Annotated in this window: 16 protein-coding genes; all 16 read left to right on the top strand. The window is 36.6% G+C overall.

The features are described from left to right. Positions 1-75 precede the first annotated feature (75 nt). The 16 genes from D9780_RS08975 (at position 76) to dpaA (ending at position 19523) form a co-directional block, all read left to right on the top strand. A complete protein-coding gene (locus D9780_RS08975) occupies positions 76-4362 on the top strand; it encodes a PolC-type DNA polymerase III (protein WP_121639888.1) in 4287 nt (1428 codons plus the stop codon). 495 nt (positions 4363-4857) lie between these two features. After that, entirely contained in the window at positions 4858-5328 is a 471-nt protein-coding gene (gene rimP, locus D9780_RS08970; protein WP_116276971.1) for a ribosome maturation factor RimP, read from the top strand. 14 nt (positions 5329-5342) lie between these two features. Next, a complete protein-coding gene (gene nusA / locus D9780_RS08965) occupies positions 5343-6440 on the top strand; it encodes a transcription termination factor NusA (RefSeq protein ID WP_073005009.1) in 1098 nt (365 codons plus the stop codon). 14 nt (positions 6441-6454) lie between these two features. Continuing rightward, positions 6455-6736 carry an RNase P modulator RnpM gene (gene rnpM, locus D9780_RS08960; protein ID WP_073005007.1) on the top strand — a complete coding sequence of 94 codons (282 nt, stop codon included), beginning with the start codon at positions 6455-6457 and terminating at the stop codon, positions 6734-6736. Continuing rightward, positions 6726-7028: a L7Ae/L30e/S12e/Gadd45 family ribosomal protein gene (locus D9780_RS08955; protein WP_073005005.1), complete on the top strand. Its 303-nt coding sequence runs from the start codon at positions 6726-6728 to the stop codon at positions 7026-7028. Before rnpM ends, D9780_RS08955 begins: the two co-directional genes overlap by 11 nt. A gap of 16 nt (positions 7029-7044) precedes the next feature. Further along, on the top strand, positions 7045-9168 hold the full coding sequence (gene infB / locus D9780_RS08950) for a translation initiation factor IF-2 (protein WP_121639887.1): 2124 nt from the start codon (positions 7045-7047) through the stop codon (positions 9166-9168). Continuing rightward, positions 9165-9443, top strand: coding sequence for a DUF503 domain-containing protein (locus D9780_RS08945; protein ID WP_073005001.1), 279 nt, complete (start codon positions 9165-9167; stop codon positions 9441-9443). The genes infB and D9780_RS08945 overlap by 4 nt, the downstream gene beginning before the upstream one ends. Before the next feature lie 41 nt (positions 9444-9484). Further along, a complete protein-coding gene (rbfA, locus tag D9780_RS08940; protein ID WP_073004999.1) occupies positions 9485-9826 on the top strand; it encodes a 30S ribosome-binding factor RbfA in 342 nt (113 codons plus the stop codon). 157 nt (positions 9827-9983) lie between these two features. After that, positions 9984-10877 carry a tRNA pseudouridine(55) synthase TruB gene (truB, locus tag D9780_RS08935; protein ID WP_121639886.1) on the top strand — a complete coding sequence of 298 codons (894 nt, stop codon included), beginning with the start codon at positions 9984-9986 and terminating at the stop codon, positions 10875-10877. A gap of 20 nt (positions 10878-10897) precedes the next feature. Further along, positions 10898-11863: a bifunctional riboflavin kinase/FAD synthetase gene (locus D9780_RS08930; protein WP_121639885.1), complete on the top strand. Its 966-nt coding sequence runs from the start codon at positions 10898-10900 to the stop codon at positions 11861-11863. A gap of 200 nt (positions 11864-12063) precedes the next feature. Next, positions 12064-12333, top strand: a complete 270-nt coding sequence (gene rpsO / locus D9780_RS08925) for a 30S ribosomal protein S15 (RefSeq protein ID WP_073004994.1) — start codon at positions 12064-12066, stop codon at positions 12331-12333. A gap of 370 nt (positions 12334-12703) precedes the next feature. Beyond that, entirely contained in the window at positions 12704-14818 is a 2115-nt protein-coding gene (pnp, locus tag D9780_RS08920) for a polyribonucleotide nucleotidyltransferase (RefSeq protein ID WP_121639884.1), read from the top strand. Positions 14819-15278: 460 nt separating this feature from the next. Continuing rightward, positions 15279-16226 carry a polysaccharide deacetylase family protein gene (locus D9780_RS08915; RefSeq protein ID WP_073004990.1) on the top strand — a complete coding sequence of 316 codons (948 nt, stop codon included), beginning with the start codon at positions 15279-15281 and terminating at the stop codon, positions 16224-16226. Positions 16227-16259: 33 nt separating this feature from the next. Then, entirely contained in the window at positions 16260-17480 is a 1221-nt protein-coding gene (locus tag D9780_RS08910; RefSeq protein ID WP_121639883.1) for a M16 family metallopeptidase, read from the top strand. Between the two features lie 153 nt (positions 17481-17633). Then, complete coding sequence (locus D9780_RS08905; RefSeq protein ID WP_073004986.1) at positions 17634-17876, top strand: YlmC/YmxH family sporulation protein; 243 nt, start codon at positions 17634-17636, stop codon at positions 17874-17876. 768 nt (positions 17877-18644) lie between these two features. Then, the gene (gene dpaA, locus D9780_RS08900; protein ID WP_073004984.1) at positions 18645-19523 is read left to right on the top strand and encodes a dipicolinic acid synthetase subunit A; all 879 of its coding nucleotides are present in this window, start codon (positions 18645-18647) and stop codon (positions 19521-19523) included. The last annotated feature ends 27 nt before the right edge of the window (positions 19524-19550 follow it).

Here is a 19550-nt window from a genome sequence, read left to right as displayed (position 1 = left end):
TTACGAAAACCCTTGTCCAGAAACGCGACAGGGGTTTTACAGCTTTCCATTTAAAAATGGGACAGGAGGATAGCAATGGATATATCGAAAAAGAAGAAGATGGATGTACTGTTAAAGCAACTGGAATTTTCCGAAGAGCAATTATCTTATTTTGCTGATAGTTATTTAAAAAAGCTGGAAATTTTTAAGCAATCGAGGACGTGGCATTTTCATATTTATACGAATCAAATATTGCCTTGCGAAGTATACCAAGTATTTAAACATCGACTACAAACAAGTTTTGCGCAAATTGCTACGATCGAATTAACCATTGAAACGGCAAACAAAGCTTGCGATGAGCAAGTGACTCTAAAGTATTGGCAACATTTTATTCAGTCTTTTTCACAATTGTCACCTGCTTATAAAGATATGGTTCAATCACAAACACCAAAAGTTAACGGTAATAACATTATGTTAACCGCTAGAAATGAAGCAGAAAGTAAAGCGGTAAAAAAAAGACTCGAGGAGCCATTTAAAGCTTTTTGTTTGCAATCAGGTTTACCGATTTTTCAGTTGCAATTAGAAGTGAAAGCTGAATTAGAAGCTATTCAGCAGTTTAAAGAACAAAAAGCTGCTGAAGATCAACAGCTTGTTCAACGTACCGTGCAAGAGAAAACAAAACGTGATCACGCAAAATTACAGCCCGAAAATAAACCTGTGATGCTCGGTTATAAGATTCAAGATGATCCTGTTCATATGGAAGAAATTTTAGAAGAAGAGCGTCGAATAACGGTTCAAGGTTATATTTTCGCTGTCGATATTCGTAAACTGCGTTCCGGCCGGAGTTTGCTTATCATCAAAGCAACGGATTATACGGATTCATTACAAATTAAAATGTTTTCAAAAGGCGATGAAGACGCTGAAAAATTCGAGTCAGTAAAAGAAGGTATGTGGATTAAAGCCCGGGGAAGTATTCAAACAGATATGTATACGAATGAACTGGCAATGATGGCTAATGATATACATGAAATAAAAGTAGAACCCAGAAAAGATGCAGCACCGGATGAAGAAAAAAGGGTTGAATTACATGCACATACGACAATGAGTCAAATGGATGCAGTAGTCTCACCAGCAAATTTAGTTGCTCAAGCGGCAAAATGGGGGCATAAAGCTATCGCAATTACTGATCATGCAGGCGTACAAGGTTTCCCTGATGCCTATAACGCAGGAAAGAAGCATGGTATAAAAGTGCTTTATGGTGTAGAGGCGAATTTAGTCGATGATGGTGTTCCTATTGCATATAATGAACAAGATGTAGATTTAGCTACAGCTACATATGTTGTATTTGATGTGGAGACGACCGGCCTATCAGCTGTGTATGACACCATTATTGAATTAGCTGCTGTCAAAATTCATCAAGGAGAAATTGTGGACCGGTTTGAATCTTTTGCTAACCCCCACCATCCTTTATCGCAGACAACTATTGACCTTACAGGTATTACGGATGAAATGGTAGAGCATGCACCAGAAGTTGACGAAGTATTAGCAGATTTTCGCAAGTGGATGGCAAATGATATTTTAGTAGCCCATAATGCTAGTTTTGATATGGGATTTTTAAATCAAGGTTTTAAGAAAATGGATTTTCCAAAAGCTACAAATGCTGTTATTGATACGTTGGAATTAGCAAGATTTTTATTCCCACATTTGAAAAATCACCGGTTGAATACATTGTGTAAATTTATGGATATTGAATTAACGCAGCATCACAGGGCGATTTATGACGCGGAAGCAACCGGTTATTTATTATGGAAACTTGTTCAAGCTTTATTAGAAAAAGACATAATCAACCATAACCAGCTGAATAAACATATGGGTGAAGGGAATGCATATCAACGTTCAAGACCTTTTCACTGTACATTAATTGCACAGACAGAAGAAGGGTTAAAGAACTTATATAAACTTGTTTCGCATGCCCATATTGATTATTTCTATCGTGTACCAAGATTGCCACGTTCCTTATTACAGAAATATAGGCAAGGCATTTTAATAGGCTCTGCTTGTGATCAAGGGGAAGTTTTTGAGACGATGATGCAAAAATCAGCAGAAGAGGCAGAAAACGTAGCTCAATTTTACGATTATATAGAAGTGCAACCACCTGCAAATTACATGCATTTAATTGAAAAAGATTTAGTACAAAATGAAGCACAACTATTGGATATTATAAAAAAGATTGTCCAGTTAGGTGAACGTGTGGGCAAAAAGGTTGTTGCGACGGGGAATGTCCATTATTTAGACGAGCAGGATCAGATTTACAGACAGATTCTTATTGCTTCCCAAGCAGGAAATCCATTAAACCGAGTCTCATTACCACAAACTCCATTTCGAACGACGAATGAAATGTTAGAAGCCTTCTACTTTTTAGGTGAAAAGAAAGCAACGGAAATTGTCGTTACGAATACACAAGCCATTGCAGATGAAATAGAAGAAATCGCACCAGTAAAAGACGGCTTGTTTACACCGACGATAGAAGGAGCAGACCAAGAAATTCGTGACCTTTGTTATACAAGGGCAAAGAAAATTTACGGTGAACCGATTCCAGAGATTGTAACAGAACGTTTAGAGAAAGAATTAAAAAGTATTATTGGACACGGGTTTAGTGTTATTTATCTCATTTCACAAAAACTAGTTAAAAAATCGCTAGACGATGGTTATTTAGTAGGTTCTCGTGGTTCAGTAGGTTCGTCCTTTGTTGCAACGATGACAGAAATTACAGAAGTAAATCCTTTACCACCACATTATGTATGTTTGTCTTGCCATTATCATGAGTTTATTACAGATGGCTCAGTCGGAAGTGGATTTGATTTACCAGATAAGCACTGCCCAACATGTGGGACAAGCTTAACAAAAGATGGTCAAGATATCCCTTTTGAAACATTTTTAGGCTTTAAAGGGGATAAAGTACCCGATATTGATTTGAACTTCTCAGGCTCTTATCAACCAAGGGCGCATAACTATACGAAAGAATTGTTTGGAATCGACAATGTATATCGTGCTGGAACAATTGGTACTATTGCTGAGAAGACAGCTTATGGCTATGTGAAAGGATATGCTTCTGATAAACAACTCGTTTATAAAAATGCAGAAGTTGATCGGCTAGTAAAAGGATGTACTGGGGTGAAGCGAACTACAGGTCAGCATCCAGGAGGTATTATTGTTGTTCCTGACGACAAAGAAATATTTGATTTTACTCCTATTCAGTATCCGGCTGACGACAGAAGTAGTGAATGGAGGACAACGCATTTTGATTTCCATTCCATTCATGATAATTTATTGAAATTGGATATACTTGGACATGATGATCCGACGGTTATTCGTATGCTACAAGATTTAAGTGGGATTGATCCTAAAACCATTCCTACTGACGATCCAGATGTAATGACTATTTTTTCTGGCCCAGAAGCGCTTGGGGTAACGCCTGAACAAATCAACTGTAAAACTGGTACATTAGGTGTGCCAGAATTTGGGACGAAGTTTGTTCGGCAAATGTTGGAAGATACAAAACCAAATACGTTCGCAGAACTTGTTATTATCTCAGGATTGTCACACGGTACGGATGTTTGGTTAGGTAATGCACAGGAATTAATTAATGACGGCATATGTGAGCTACCGGATGTTATCGGTTGTCGTGACGATATTATGGTTTATCTGATGCATAAAGGACTAGATGCTTCCTTAGCTTTCCAAATCATGGAGTTTGTTCGTAAAGGGAAAGGGCTAAAAGATGAGTGGATTACAGAAATGAAAAAGCATGATGTCCCAGATTGGTATATTGAATCATGTAAAAAGATTAAATACATGTTCCCAAAAGCTCATGCTGCTGCGTATGTATTAATGGCTGTAAGAATAGCTTATTTTAAAGTACATCACCCTATATTCTTTTATGCAGCATACTTCACTGTTCGAGCAGATGACTTTGAACTTGATACCATGATTAAAGGTTCTAATGCAATTAGAAAACGAATGGAAACAATTACTGTTAAAGGAAATGAAGCCTCTCCAAAAGAGAAAAGTTTACTTACAGTTTTAGAGCTTGCTCTAGAAATGTGCGAACGAGGTTATTCTTTTAAAAAAGTGGATTTATACAAATCTAGTGCAACAGAATTTATTGTCGATGGGCATGCTCTTATTCCACCGTTTAATGCTGTAGACGGTTTGGGAACGAATGCTGCAATAAACATTGTAAAAGCAAGAGAAGAAGGAGAATTTTTGTCAAAAGAAGACTTACGAGAAAGAAGTAAAATCTCTAAGACCGTATTGGAATACTTGGATAACCATGGTTGCTTAGAAGGGATGGCGGAACAAAATCAGCTCTCTTTGTTCTAACTTGCAACCTATTTTTCCTTGTGATATACTAATTTTGGTAAGTAACGATACGAACGTTTAAAAGAGTGGGTAGCAACCCACTCTTTCTTCATACTTCAACCTGTGCCCTCAACCCCCTTGCCACACCTCTCGGCAGGGGTTTTGTATTGAAATTGGCACATGTTGTTTGTAGTAGGGAAACATCAAGCTACAGTTAGCCAAAAACGGATGAATAAACAGTAGTTGTAACTTTATGAGATACAACGTGTTTACAGTGTTTCTACACTCATTTAGCTATTTGTAAATGAAATCACGACATATGGTTTATACTAATAGTATTATAACAAAACTTGAGTAAATAGCTTTTGTAGATATTATAATTTGACTTGCATTTTGTATGAAGTGTACGTATTTAATGGAATTCTATTCGCTTGGTTTAGGACGTAGATATAATCATTCACTCATCCGAAGTAACCTTATATCGTGAAAAAATAGCACAAAAAAGGAGGATATGTGTTGAGTTCAAAAGTCGTACAAACAACGGAAGAATTAGTTCTCCCGATCCTAAAACAAAAAAATCTGGAATTAGTCGATGTAGAATATGTAAAAGAAGGAAAAAACTGGTTTTTGCGTGTATATATTGATAAAGAAGGCGGTGTTGACATTACAGAGTGCGGAGAGGTGTCTGAGGAATTAAGCGAACAATTGGATCAAACAGACCCAATTGCAGAGGCCTATTTTTTAGAAGTCTCTTCACCAGGCGCTGAGCGGCCTTTAAAGAAAAAGAAAGACTTTGAAGAGAATATGAATAAACAAATATATGTCAAGTTATATGAACCAATAAATGGTGAAAAAGAATATGAAGGAAAACTGGTTGACTTTGCGAATGATGTAATAACCATTTCATATAAATTGAAAACTCGTAATCAAACTGTAGAGATTCCATTTGAGAAGATAGCCAAAGCTAGATTGGCTGTATCGTTTTAAAGGGGGAGAAAAAAGTGAGCACGCAATTGTTCGATGCAATTGATTATTTAGCAAAAGAAAAAGGGATTGATAAACAAATCCTCATGGAAGCCTTAGAAGCTGCTTTAATTTCAGCGTATAAAAAGAATTTCAAATCCGCAACAAACGTTCGTGTTGAGCTTAATGAAGATACTGGGAAAATGGCTGTGTATTCTAGAAAAAACATTGTCGATGAAGTTGAAGATCCACAACAAGAAATACCTATTCAAGAAGCAAAAGAAATTAATCCAAACTATGAGCTAGATGATGTAGTGGAAGTGGAAGTAACACCAAAAGACTTTGGTCGTATTGCCGCACAAGCTGCTAAACAAGTTGTTACACAGCGTGTAAGAGAAGCCGAGCGTGGTGTTATCTTTTCAGAGTACTCTGACCGAGAGGATGACGTAATGACGGGAATTATTCAACGAAAAGATCCCCGGTACGTTTACGTCCACCTTGGTAAAGTAGAAGCAAAACTTCCGGAAGCCGAACAAATGCCTACCGAGGAATATCATGTGCATGACCGAATAAAAGTGTATGTAACAAAAGTGGAAAATACAAGTAAAGGGCCACAAATATATATTTCAAGGTCCCATCCCGGACTACTAAAACGGTTATTTGAAATGGAAGTACCAGAAATATATGATGGAATTGTAGAAATTAAATCTGTTGCCCGAGAAGCAGGTGACCGTTCTAAAATATCTGTTCATGCGCCTGATCCAGACATTGATCCTGTAGGCTCATGTGTCGGTCAAAAGGGACAGAGAGTGCAAGCCATTGTAAATGAACTGAAGGGTGAGAAAATTGACATTGTACAATGGTCGGAAGATCCTGTTGTCTACGTATCAAATGCTTTAAGCCCTTCAAAAGTACTAACTGTATTAGTTAATGAAGAAGAAAAGTCAACTACTGTTGTTGTACCCGATTACCAACTATCTCTTGCCATAGGGAAGCGCGGCCAAAATGCAAGGCTTGCAGCTAAGTTAACTGGTTGGAAAATCGATATAAAAAGTGAAACAGATGCAAGAGAAGAAGGAATATTGGATGAAGTAGAAAAAACCTATTCTGACAATGAAGAAAGCTTGTTTGAATAAGGAGGGTATTGGGAATGGTAAAAAAACGTAAAATCCCTACTCGCAGATGTGTAGTAACCAATGAAATGATGCCAAAGCAAGATTTAATTCGTGTAGTACGTAATAAAGATGGAGAAGTATTTGTAGATACCACTGGCAAAAAAAATGGTCGGGGAGCCTATTTGTGTAAAGACATTGCTGTTATTGACCAAGCAGAAAAAACAAACGTATTAACTAAACATTTAAATGCAACTATTGATTCAGTTATCTATGAAGAATTAAGGAATCTAATAGCAGGTACAACGAATGAAAAATAATTATTTAAACCTACTTGGTCTTGCTTTTCGAGCTGGAAAATGTTCGCTTGGTGAAGATACGATACTGAAAGATATTCGGTCCAGACGTGCTGTATTGATTTTACTTGCGAATGATATTGGTCCACAAACCAAAAAGAAAATAACAGACAAATGCAAAACCTATAAAATTCCATATGTTATAGTAGATGATAGAGAAACAATATCGAATGCTATCGGAAAGACCCAGAGAGTAGCAATAGCTATTTTAGACGCAGGATTTGCTGCAAAAATGAACACGTTACTCGGGGAATAATTTTGGGGGTGAACGTATGAGTAAAATGCGTGTATATGAATATGCAAAACAAAATAATCTATCTAGTAAAGCAGTTGTTGCTTTTCTTAAAGAACAGGATATCGATGTGACAAACCATATGTCGACGATTTCCCCTAATACAATAGCACTGCTTGATAAAAAATTTAAAGTGCAAAAGCAAGAAAAGGAAGAATCTAAACAACAAAAAATGGAAAAGCAAAGTGATAATCAATCAAATTCGAAACAAAGCCAAACTCATAAGCAAAATAAACCAAATCATTCGCAGAGGCCTAAGAAACAGCAACAGAAACCACAGGGGAAACAAGTTAAAAAAGGCAAAGCGAATACGAAAGCACAGCCAAAACAATCAACAATGGAGAAAGAAACACCAAAAGCAATGAAGTATCATGGAACGCTAACTGTTAGCGAACTTGCTGATAAATTGAATAAAGAAGCATCTGAGATTATTAAAAAATTGATGTTTTTAGGTGTAATGGCTACTAAAAATCAAGATTTAGATGATGACTCCATTGAATTGATTTGTGCTGAATTTGGTGTAGAAGTTGAAAAAGAAATTATTCTTGAAGATACGGATTTAGACAAATATGTCGCAGAAGATAAGCCTGAAGATATGGTAGAACGCCCAGCTGTTGTAACAATTATGGGACATGTTGATCATGGAAAAACAACATTATTAGATTCCATTCGCCATACAAAGGTTACTGCTGGTGAAGCGGGCGGTATTACACAGCATATTGGAGCATACCAAGTTGAAAACGATGGAAAAAAGATCACATTTTTGGATACGCCAGGGCACGCAGCTTTTACAAGCATGCGATCTCGAGGCGCCCAAGTTACAGATGTGGCTATCCTAGTTGTTGCTGCTGATGATGGAGTTATGCCACAAACAGTGGAGGCAATCAACCATGCGAAAGCGGCGGAAGTTCCGATTATTGTAGCGGTTAACAAAATGGACAAAGAAGCCGCAAACCCTGATCGTGTTATGCAAGAGTTGACCGAGTATGGACTTGTACCTGAGGATTGGGGAGGAGACACGATATTTGTCAACCTATCTGCAATCAAAGGGGAAGGAATTGACGAATTGCTAGAAATGATCGTTCTTGTGTCTGAAATCGAAGAGCTTAAAGCTAATCCAAGTAACACCGCATTTGGTACCGTTATTGATGCGCAATTGGATAAAGGTAGAGGCTCTGTTGCTACTTTACTTGTACAAAATGGAACATTACATGTTGGAGATTCACTAGTTGTTGGAAATACGCACGGCCGTGTCCGGGCTATGGTTAACGATGTTGGTCAAAGAGTAACAGAAGCTGGTCCATCTACACCTGTAGAGATTACAGGATTAAATGGTGTACCTGAAGCTGGAGATCAATTCCTCGTATTCAAAGATGAGAAAAAAGCTCGTCAAATTGGTGAAGCAAGGCAACAGAAGAAAATTCAGGAAAGCCGTAGCGAACAAACAAAAGTTAGCCTAGATGATTTGTTTGAACAAATCAAACAAGGTGAAATGAAAGAAATTAATATTATTATTAAAGCTGATGTGCAAGGATCAGCAGAGGCGCTCGCTTCTTCACTAAGAAAAATCGAAGTCGAAGGTGTCAATATTAAAATCATTCATACAGGTGTCGGCGCCATTACGGAATCCGATGTAATTTTGGCAGCAGCATCTAACGCTATTGTTATTGGCTTTAACGTACGCCCAGATGCGAATGCGAAAAAGGCGATTGACAGGGAAAAAGTAGATGTTCGTTTACACCGTGTGATTTACAAAGCAATTGAAGAAGTAGAAGCAGCAATGAAAGGGTTGCTTGATCCTGAATACGAAGAAAAAGTAATTGGCCAGGCTGAAGTTCGTGAAACGTTTAAAGTTTCAAAAATTGGTACAATTGCTGGAAGCTATGTAACAGATGGTAAAATCACGCGAGATGCTGGAGTGCGTTTAGTTCGTAATGGCGTTGTACAATTTGAAGGTGAAATTGCTGCATTAAAACGTTTTAAAGACGATGTGAAGGAAGTTGCGCAGAATTATGAATGTGGTATAACCATTAAAAACTTTAATGATATTAAAGAAGGAGATATCATTGAAGCGTTTATTATGGAAGAAATCAAGCCTGAATGATTATGTATGCGGAAGTAGAATGCTTTTTATATGAGAGCAACTCGTTAAAACAGAAACGATCGATTATAAAGCCTGTGTTAACCAAATGTAAAAAAGATTTTAATATAGCTATTACAGAATTGGATTATCATGATTTATGGCGTCGTATAAAATTTGGGATCGTTACTATATCAACAGAGCGAGCACATGCAGAGCAAGTATTACAAGGTGTAATGGACGTTATTGATTCCTACACACAGCTAGAACGAACCATTACCCATATAGAAAGAATTTAGAAGCATGCCCTGGTTGGGTTTTAGTATAAGAGGTGAATGAAATGGCTGAACTACGTGCTAATCGAGTGGGCGAGCAAATGAAAAAAGAGCTAGGTGAAATCCTAACTCGCAAAATTAAGGATCCACGAGTTGGCTTTGTAACAGTTACAGATGTTGAAGTTACTGGTGACTTGCAGCAAGCAAAAGTGTTTATTTCTGTTTTAGGTAATGACAAGCAGAAAAAAGATACGCTGCTAGGTTTAGCAAAAGCAAAAGGGTTTATTCGATCGGAAATTGGCAAACGTATTCGCTTGCGCAAAACACCTGAGTTGATGTTTGAATTTGATGAAGCATATGAATATGGTAATCGGATTGAGACAATTTTAAAAGATCTAAATAATTGATGTGCCAATAATAAAATGCATATGTTCGCAGAGATCAATCGGGATTAAATTTGGCGTGGAGAAAAATCTGACCTGATGTTATAGGGTCAGATTTTTTCCATCCATAATTTCTCAGTTTGTGGAAGGTTCACTTTATATGGAATGGAGGTTTTCACAGTTGCATGGAATTTTGCCATTATGGAAACCAAGAGGTCTTACCTCGCATGATTGTGTAATTAAAATTCGCAAAATGTTTCAAACAAAGAAAGTTGGACACACAGGTACGTTAGATCCAGATGTGGAAGGGGTCTTACCTATCTGTATTGGAAAAGCAACAAAGATTGTTCCTTTTTTAACAAATACGAAAAAGGTATATGTGGCCAAGCTTAAGTTAGGAGCTGCTACAAATACAGAAGATGCTTCAGGTGAGATAGTTGAGGAGAAAGTGGTTAATGTGATGCCGCTCCAAAAGGAGATTGAAGAAATATGCCTTCAGTTCACTGGAGAAATTAAACAAATCCCACCTATGTACTCAGCTGTTAAGGTAAAAGGGAAGAAATTGTATGAATACGCTAGAGAAAATCAATACGTGGAGCGTCCAGTGCGAACGGTAAGCATTGAAGAAATAAGTTTACTATCGCCTCCAGACAACAAAGAACACACTATATCTTTTCGCGTTGTCTGTTCAAAAGGAACCTATATTCGTACATTATGTGTAGATATAGGTAAAGCCTTAGGGTACCCTGCACATATGGCTTCTTTGGTTAGAGAAGCAACAGGAGCATTTTCTAACAAAAATGCGGTTACATTTGCTACAATAGAAGAGGCTATTTTAAATCAACGTACAACAAACATCCTATACCCACTTCAATTCGGGTTAACACATTTAGATGTATGGAATGTAGATCAAGAAGTAGCCCAAAGGGTTTTATATGGACAAAAGCTTCCTTGCAATGTTCAATTTAAAACAGACCCATTTGTTGTTGTGCACAACAACTGTGTACTAGCCATTTATAAAGTGTATGAAAAGCAAACTGGTTACGTAAAACCTGTCCGTGTATTTAGTAGATAAAAAAGTGTAGGTGAAGAAAGTTGCGAACAATTGAATTAACATATCCGCACATGCTTATATTAGAAGAACTTCCCGAAACAGTTGCAGCCATTGGTTTTTTTGATGGAATACATAAAGGACATCAACATGTTATTAAAACAGCTATAAACGAAGCGAAGAATAGAAATATGGAAAGTGCGGTTATTACGTTTTACCCTCATCCCTCTGTCGTATTACGAAAAGAGAAGCAGCAAGTAAAATACATTACACCACTACGCGAAAAACAAGAAATTTTAAAACGATTAGGTGTAGATAAATTATACATTATTACTTTTAATTCCGAGTTAGCTGCACTTCAACCAGAAGCATTTATTAACCACTTTATAAAAGGGCTCCATATAAAGCATCTTGTTGCTGGATTTGATTTTTCTTATGGTCATAAAGGGAGCGGGAATATAGATACAATACACGATCATGCAAGAGGGGCCTTCACTTTTACGAAGGTAGATAAAGTCGAATGTGATAATGAAAAAATTAGTTCAACAAGAATTCGTAAGTTACTTTCTTCGGGTGAAGTTGAAAAAGCAAATATATTACTCGGTAGACCGTTACTTGTTGATGGACTTGTTGTGAAAGGTGCACAACGTGGGAAGCAAATGGAGTACCCAACTGCTAATGTGATGACAAACCAAGAGGCTTTACTACCCAAACCGGGGATTTACGCAGTCAAAATATTTTATAAACAGGAAAAATATGAGGGAATGGCAAGCCTAGGATTTAATCCTACTTTTGAAGATAACTTGAAAGAACCAATTCTTGAAGTTCACATATTTGATTATAATAATGAGCTTTATGGAGAGGAGCTATTAATTGAGTTTCATTCTTTTGTTCGTGATGAAATAAAGTTTGATGGAATGAACGATTTAAAAGTTCAAATTGCTCAGGACGAAAAACAAATTCGGCAATTATTCGCCAACCATCTGAATGATTTGTCTAAATGTGAATAACAAGGATACAATGATAAGTTACTCTATTTCATAGTTATAAATGCCTGACGATTAAATACTATAAGTAAAGTATTATTTTTTACTTGCTTTTTCAAAGAAAGAAATGTAAGATGAAAATATTGAACCATTGCTTGGCAAAACGTAACTCCGACGTTTGCTAGGGAATTGGGGATTTCAAATGTAATTAGGAGGTGAACCAATTGGCTATTTCACAAGAACGTAAAAATGAAATTATTAATGAATACAAGGTTCATGACAGCGATACTGGTTCTCCAGAAGTACAAATTGCTGTACTAACGGAAGAAATCACTACGTTAAACGAACATCTACGTGTTCATAAAAAAGACCATCATTCACGTCGTGGATTATTGAAAATGGTTGGTAAACGCCGTAACTTATTAAATTACCTACGTAATAAAGATGTTACACGTTACCGTGAATTAATTAAAAAGCTCGGTTTACGCCGATAAGAAAAAAGCAGGAGAGATCCTGCTTTTTTCTGTGGCTATGACATTGCGAAAACTTTTTTACTATAGGAAAGTATATGTTTTTTCGATTTTTCGCCATAAAACGTGGCGACAGGCAAAGTCTTTCTAATATTGAAAGCGAAGGCAAGAGATACTGTTGAATATAATGAAATTAAGATAATTACGGAAGCATGTAATGGCTTGTACTTTTCTTACTAGTATTCGATGTATATAATAGAACCGAGATGGTTGTTTATGGTATATGTACATAAAAATTGGTCAACCCTTGATTTAGGCTACATAAAATTTACAATCATGCTTTTAAACTATAAAATGGATAGTATCATGCAATTTGAAAGGAGAACATGAACTAATGGCAGAAGAAAAACAACAATTCTCTATAGAGGTAGCTGGCAAAACATTTACCGTCGAAACTGGAGAATTAGCAAAACAAGCAAGTGGTGCTTGTATGATTCATTATGGAGATACAGCTGTTTTATCTGTAGCAACAGCTTCAAGTGAACCTAAGGATCTTCCGTTTTTTCCTTTGACAGTTAACTATGAAGAACGGTTATACGCAGTAGGTAAAATACCAGGAGGGTTTATTAAAAGAGAAGGTAGGCCAAGTGAAAAAGCCATTCTATCTTCACGTCTTATTGACCGACCGATTCGACCTTTATTTCCTGATGGGTATCGAAATGAAGTTCAAGTGATTAGCACGGTAATGAGTGTTGATCAAGATTGTCCTTCAGAAATAGCAGCAATGATTGGTTCTTCAATTGCTTTATGCATTTCTGACATTCCATTTGCCGAACCAATTGCAGGAGTGAACGTAGGTCGAGTAGATGGAAAATTTATCATTAACCCTACGGTAGAGCAAGAGGAAAAAAGTGACATTGAATTAACCGTTGCTGGAACAAAAGACGCCATTAATATGGTAGAAGCAGGTGCTGATGAAGTTCCTGAAGAAGTCATGTTAGAAGCAATTATGTTTGGACATCAGGAAATCATCCGATTAGTAGAGTTCCAAGAGCAAATCATGAAAACAGTAGGAAAGAAAAAACAAGCACCTACTTTATTTGAGGTAGATCAAGCATTAAGTTCAGAAGTGGAGGCAAAAGCAAAAGATAAGTTAGTAAAGGCTATTCAGGTTAAAGAGAAGCATGCTCGGGAAGAAGCGATTTCTGCGGTTAAAGAAGACGTGCTAGCTGCTTATGAAGAAGATGACGACACAAGCAAGCAAGTAAAAACGATTCTTGATCAAATAGTAAAAGCTGAGGTACGTCGGTTAATTACGAAAGAAAAAATTCGTCCTGATGGTAGACAAATTGATGAGATACGCCCATTATCATCCCGAATACATGTATTGCCACGAACGCACGGATCCGGTTTATTTACTAGAGGTCAAACGCAAGCATTAAGCGTTTGTACACTTGGAGCTTTAGGGGATGTGCAAATTTTAGACGGTCTTGATTTAGAGGAATCTAAACGTTTTATGCATCATTATAATTTCCCTGCATATAGTGTGGGAGAAACAGGACCAATGAGAGGACCTGGTCGAAGAGAAATTGGTCATGGAGCATTAGGAGAACGAGCATTAGAGAAAGTAGTTCCATCTGAAAAAGATTTCCCATATACCATTCGCCTAGTATCAGAAGTGTTAGAATCAAATGGATCAACTTCACAAGCAAGTATTTGTGCTAGCACGCTTGCGATGATGGACGCTGGTGTTCCGATTAAAGCACCTGTAGCAGGTATTGCGATGGGGCTTGTTAAATCAGGAGACGATTATTCCATTCTTTCTGATATTCAAGGTATGGAGGATGCTCTTGGCGATATGGACTTTAAAGTTGCTGGAACGGCTAAAGGTGTTACTGCATTGCAAATGGACATTAAGATAGACGGCTTATCTAAAGAAATTTTAGAAGAAGCATTACACCAAGCGAAAAAAGGAAGAATGCATATTCTTGAATCGATGCTTGCTACAATTGAAAAGCCGAAAGACAATCTTTCAGAATACGCACCAAAAATTTTAACGATGGAAATTAATCCAGACAAAATTCGTGACGTCATTGGTCCAAGCGGAAAGCAAATTAATCAAATCATTGATGAAACAGGTGTAAAAATCGATATTGAGCAAGATGGAAGTGTGTTTATTTCATCTACCGAAGCAGCGATGAATGAAAAAGCGAAGAAAATCATTGAGGACTTAGTACGTGAAGTTGAAGTTGGACAATTATATTTAGGAAAAGTAAAACGAATTGAAAAATTCGGCGCATTCGTTGAATTATTTAAAGGTAAAGACGGTTTGGTTCACATTTCTGAATTGGCTGAAGAACGTACAAATAAAGTAGAAGATGTCGTTTCTATTGGTGATGAAATTTTAGTAAAAGTAAAAGAAATTGACAATCAAGGAAGAGTAAACTTGTCTCGAAAAGCAGTTTTAAAAGAAGAACGGGAAAGAAAAGAAGCTGCAAAAAATCAGTAGTTCCATGGAGTAAACAAGAAGCTGGCAACCCAGTTTCTTTTTTTATAGTAGGCTCTAAAATAGATGTTGGGGTTTTGGAACATGATCTAAAAATACCCCAACAACCCAAACATTGTTAGGGCACAGTGGTGAAAAAACGCAGCTGATCGCCAAGACTTTATAACGCAGGCTGAGCTTTTCTCATTTATTTTACATAAACAAAGCGACGTTGTTTTATATAATCAATCTATAAAGCAAAACGAAGGTTTATCACCATGCTGTTTATATTGATGAATAAAACGTTTTTCGCCCCTTCCCCTTTTACATTACCTTACCGTTCATGACGAAAAATAGGGGAGAAGTGGATCGATGATAGGAATACTTGAATAAACCTAGCAAAAATGGAAGTAATCAAAAGTCGCTATCATAACTTGTCCCTTACTATCATATAAGTAAGGATATAAGGGAGGGATACGTAAGGATGCGGCGATATCGAAATTTACTTCATGTTGTTGTGTTTATTATTATAGTAGGGCTTACCTTTGATATGAATAAAAATCCATTTACTCCAGTCGAATCACCTGTTATAGTTCAAACTGCCAAAACAACTGACTCACTATACGAAGAAATTAAACAAAAAGCAAAAGAATATGATGAGCCTGCACAAAATGCATATATTGACAAAGTTTGGAAAAAGACACCTGGGAGAAATGGTTTAACTGTAAATGTAGAAAAATCATATACAAAAATGAAACGTAAAGATGAAGGTTTTCAAGAATCGCTGTTAGTATTCGATCAAATTACTCCCGAAGTTGGTTTAAAAGATTTACCTGCATCTCCAATTTATCGAGGGCATCCCGAAAAAAAAATGGTGTCATTTTTAATTAATGTATCGTGGGGAGAAGAATATATCCCTAACATCCTTTCGATTTTAAAAGACAATGGGGTAAAAGCATCTTTCTTTATTGAAGGGAAATGGGCAAAAAACAATGCTGAATTAGTCAAAATGATTGCAGAACAAGGTCATCTTATTGGAAATCATGCATATAATCATCCAGATATGGCGAAGTTATCCAATCAAAACATCGTCGATCAGATCGTACAAACAAACGATATTATAAAAGCGATAACTGGTTCAACTCCAAAGTGGTTTGCACCTCCAAGTGGTAGCTATAATAATCACGTAGTGGAAGTTAGCCATCATCTTAAAATGGAAACAGTACTATGGACGGTTGATACAATTGATTGGAAGAACCCCTCTGTTTCTGTTATGCTTAACCGAGTGAATGAAAGAATTCACCCTGGAGCCACAATTTTAATGCACCCTACAGAAGCAACTGAAAGAGGATTGCAGCAATTAATATCGTCTATTAAAGAAAAAGACTATAAATTAAATACGATAGAAAAATTGGTAGAAACGAAGCGATAATTTGTGTCGCTTTATATTTTAGGAGGATATGCATTGATAGAAAAACACACTTGTAAAAATGGTTTACGTGTTGTACTAGAGAAAGTTCCTGCAGTTCGTTCTGTCACGATAGGGATATGGATCCTAACGGGTTCACGTCATGAACATGCTGAAATAAACGGTATCTCCCATTTCTTAGAACATATGTTTTTTAAAGGTACGAAAACGAGAACTGCACAGGATATTGCAGAAGAATTTGATGCGATTGGTGGCCAAGTAAATGCATTTACATCAAAAGAATACACATGCTTATATGCCAAAGTTGTTGATACATATAAGTATAAAGCATTAGATATTTTAGCAGATATGTATTTCCACTCCCAATTTCAAGAAGAAGAAATGGAAAAAGAAAAAAAAGTCGTCTACGAGGAAATTAAAATGTATGAAGATACTCCAGATGATTTAGTGCATGATCTGCTTGCTAAGGCAGCATATGGTAGCCATCCATTAGGGTTACCCATTCTAGGGACGGAAGAAAAGTTAGCTACGTTCACACCTAAGATGTTAGAAGATTATATACATTTAAGGTATACACCAGATAATGTGGTTATCTCAGTTGCAGGTAATGTAGATACTTCTTTTATTCAAACAGTTGAAACGTATTTTGGGAGCTACACATTTACAAAGTCATCTAAAACCCTTGCTAAACCAACCTTTCTTGGTGAAAAGATGGAGCGTTATAAAGATACGGAGCAGGTTCATTTGTGTTTAGGATACAACGGATTAGCAGTCCATGAAGCCGCTATTTATAGCTTGATCATTATGAATAATGTGTTAGGCGGAAGCATGAGTTCTAGATTGTTTCAAGATGTTAGAGAGAAAAAAGGATTAGCCTATTCCGTTTTCTCTTATCATTCTTCTTTTATGGATAGCGGACTACTAACCATATACGCCGGCACCGCAAAAAATCAATCGGAGCAATTACTTCACGTCATACAAGAAACAATTGATAAATTTATTACGAAGGGTTTATCTGATAAAGAATTACAAAGTAGTAAGGAGCAATTAAAAGGAAGTTTGCTTTTAAGTCTGGAAAGTACAACTAGTCGCATGAGCAGAAATGGGAAAAACGAGTTGATTTTAAAAGAACATTATACATTAGATGAATTAGTAGAAATGATTGATGATGTGAACCATACTGAAATTCAGCAGGTTATGGATATTGTTTTTCAACAACCACCATCTATTGCATTAATATCTCCAAAAGGAAATTAGGGTTATCTTTTCACACGAGCGAACAGGAAAGTATATTACTATATTTGTAGCTTATTCTATAAAAATTTATCCTGCCCTATTGTGTAAAAACCTATGAAATCATAGGTTTTTTGCATATAGATTTTACAAATAATAAAAGTAGGAGGGAATGAATTGAGGTATAAAGAAATAAGTGGAAAAGAAATTGTAAACGTACAAGAAGGAGCAAGGTTAGGTGTATTAGGACAAACAGATTTAGAAATTAATGAAACTACTGGTCAAATTGAAGCTTTTATTATTCCAAATTACAAATGGTTTGGTTTAAAAAAGGAAGCGGAAGAAACCAAAATTCGCTGGAATGCAATTAAAAAAGTGGGCGAGGATATGATTATTATCGATACAGAGAAAAGTATATGACACTTTACCAATACTACAAGTTGAGGAATTGGAAGATATGGTCTGACAAGTATAAGCGAGATATCACAGTAGCTAAATCCTCATGTAAGAGGCCTTTAGTCGTATTCCCTTGCTATACTAAAACATGATTTAGGATGAAAACTTCTTCCACATTGATTTTTTTTAAACAGTACTAAATCAAACGTTGCTGCCTTCCAAATTGGAAGCGGCTTTTTTATTTGCACAGGAAATTATAACGTAAGGTGCTTATGGATAACGAAATAACCGAATAGTCACTTCGTCCAGCAATGAGGTGATTTCACGCAATCGCTCTAGATAAGTCCTCATCGATTCGTCGCTAAGAGGAAGGCTGACTAGAAACAGACTTGCCGCCCGACGTGGGCATACTCTTGTTTTAGTGGCATGGTGCCTAAATTTTTAGTTGATTTGTTCCACTCGCTACGTTGCTAAACGGGCGCCCCGATCCTTTGTTCTTTGCCACACAATTGAAATCCATCTCAGAATTAGAGGGGGAATACAGCATACCTTTTTTGTAAAGCTCTTCTTGTATTATTCATATGTATTTATAATACATGCTTAGAAAATGTATATATTTTCCATAAATGGTGGTATTAACTTTTATATAGTAGTCTTTCCTAAATAGGATTTTGCTTCTTAAATTTGTGTATAGTAATTCTTTTCATAAAATGTAATCACTAACTCGATCTCCATACATAAGCTATAAAGAAATGTGAATGAAAATGGTACGTTTGGAGGGTCTTTACAAACATGAACCGAACAATTGCAATAGTCGGCGGAGACGCCCGTTATTTAGAATTAATTCGCCAACTCCAAGCATTAACAGATACAACACTTTTGCTTATTGGGTTTGATAAATTAGAGCAAGGATTCACAGGCTTAAAACAATTGGCTATTGATGAAGTCACACCAAGCGAATTAGACGCGGTTATCTTACCTATAACTGGTACGGATTCTAATGGGATAGTAGAACCTGTTTTTTCAGAAAAAAAAATCCATCTCTCTACAAATTGGTTTCAACAATTAAAAAAATCGACAATTGTATTTTCTGGAATAGCCAATGCCTATTTGAAAAATGCGATAAAAAAAGCAAATATAAAGTTAGTTCCTCTGTTAGACCGAGATGATGTTGCTATATATAACTCCATTCCAACGGCAGAAGGTACGATTATGATGGCCATTGAACATACAGATTTCACGATCCATTCCTCCTGTGTCGTTGTAGTTGGGTTTGGCAGAGTGGGACATACGGTTGCAAATAAATTTTCTTCTTTAGGTGCAAAAGTATCTGTTAGCGCCACCCACATGAAAGATTTAGCAAGAGTAACTGAAATGGGTTTAACAGCAATCCCACTAGATCAATTAGCGCTTCATATGCAAGCATGCGATTTACTCATTAACACTATCCCGGCTCCTGTCATTGGAAAAGAGGAGATGAAGCATCTTCCATCGCATGCAGTTATCATTGACCTGGCTTCAAATCCTGGAGGAACTGATTTTACGTATGCAAAACAGCGTGGTATTAAAGCCATGTTGGCGCGCAGTTTACCAAGTATAGTTGCACCTAAAACTGCAGGGAAAATATTAGCAAATGTTATAAAACAAGAAATCATTCAAAATCCGTATTAAAAAATTAACTGTTTGAGTTTTTGAAAG

The sequence above is a fragment of the Virgibacillus sp. Bac330 genome (genome assembly GCF_003667845.1).
Classification (GTDB): domain Bacteria; phylum Bacillota; class Bacilli; order Bacillales; family Amphibacillaceae; genus Virgibacillus; species Virgibacillus chiguensis.
The sequence above is the reverse complement of the archived record's forward strand: the minus strand, read 5'-3'. Positions and strand labels throughout refer to the sequence as shown.

What these genes read in the sequence shown, in the direction of transcription:
- pnp (WP_121639884.1), top strand. Translation starts at nt 12,704, where the DNA reads ATGGCAGAAGAAAAACAACAATTCTCTATAGAGGTAGCTGGCAAAACA.
- rnpM (WP_073005007.1), top strand. Translation starts at nt 6,455, where the DNA reads ATGGTAAAAAAACGTAAAATCCCTACTCGCAGATGTGTAGTAACCAAT.
- infB (WP_121639887.1), top strand. Translation starts at nt 7,045, where the DNA reads ATGAGTAAAATGCGTGTATATGAATATGCAAAACAAAATAATCTATCT.
- D9780_RS08945 (WP_073005001.1), top strand. Translation starts at nt 9,165, where the DNA reads ATGATTATGTATGCGGAAGTAGAATGCTTTTTATATGAGAGCAACTCG.
- D9780_RS08915 (WP_073004990.1), top strand. Translation starts at nt 15,279, where the DNA reads ATGCGGCGATATCGAAATTTACTTCATGTTGTTGTGTTTATTATTATA.
- rbfA (WP_073004999.1), top strand. Translation starts at nt 9,485, where the DNA reads ATGGCTGAACTACGTGCTAATCGAGTGGGCGAGCAAATGAAAAAAGAG.
- dpaA (WP_073004984.1), top strand. Translation starts at nt 18,645, where the DNA reads ATGAACCGAACAATTGCAATAGTCGGCGGAGACGCCCGTTATTTAGAA.
- D9780_RS08955 (WP_073005005.1), top strand. Translation starts at nt 6,726, where the DNA reads ATGAAAAATAATTATTTAAACCTACTTGGTCTTGCTTTTCGAGCTGGA.
- D9780_RS08975 (WP_121639888.1), top strand. Translation starts at nt 76, where the DNA reads ATGGATATATCGAAAAAGAAGAAGATGGATGTACTGTTAAAGCAACTG.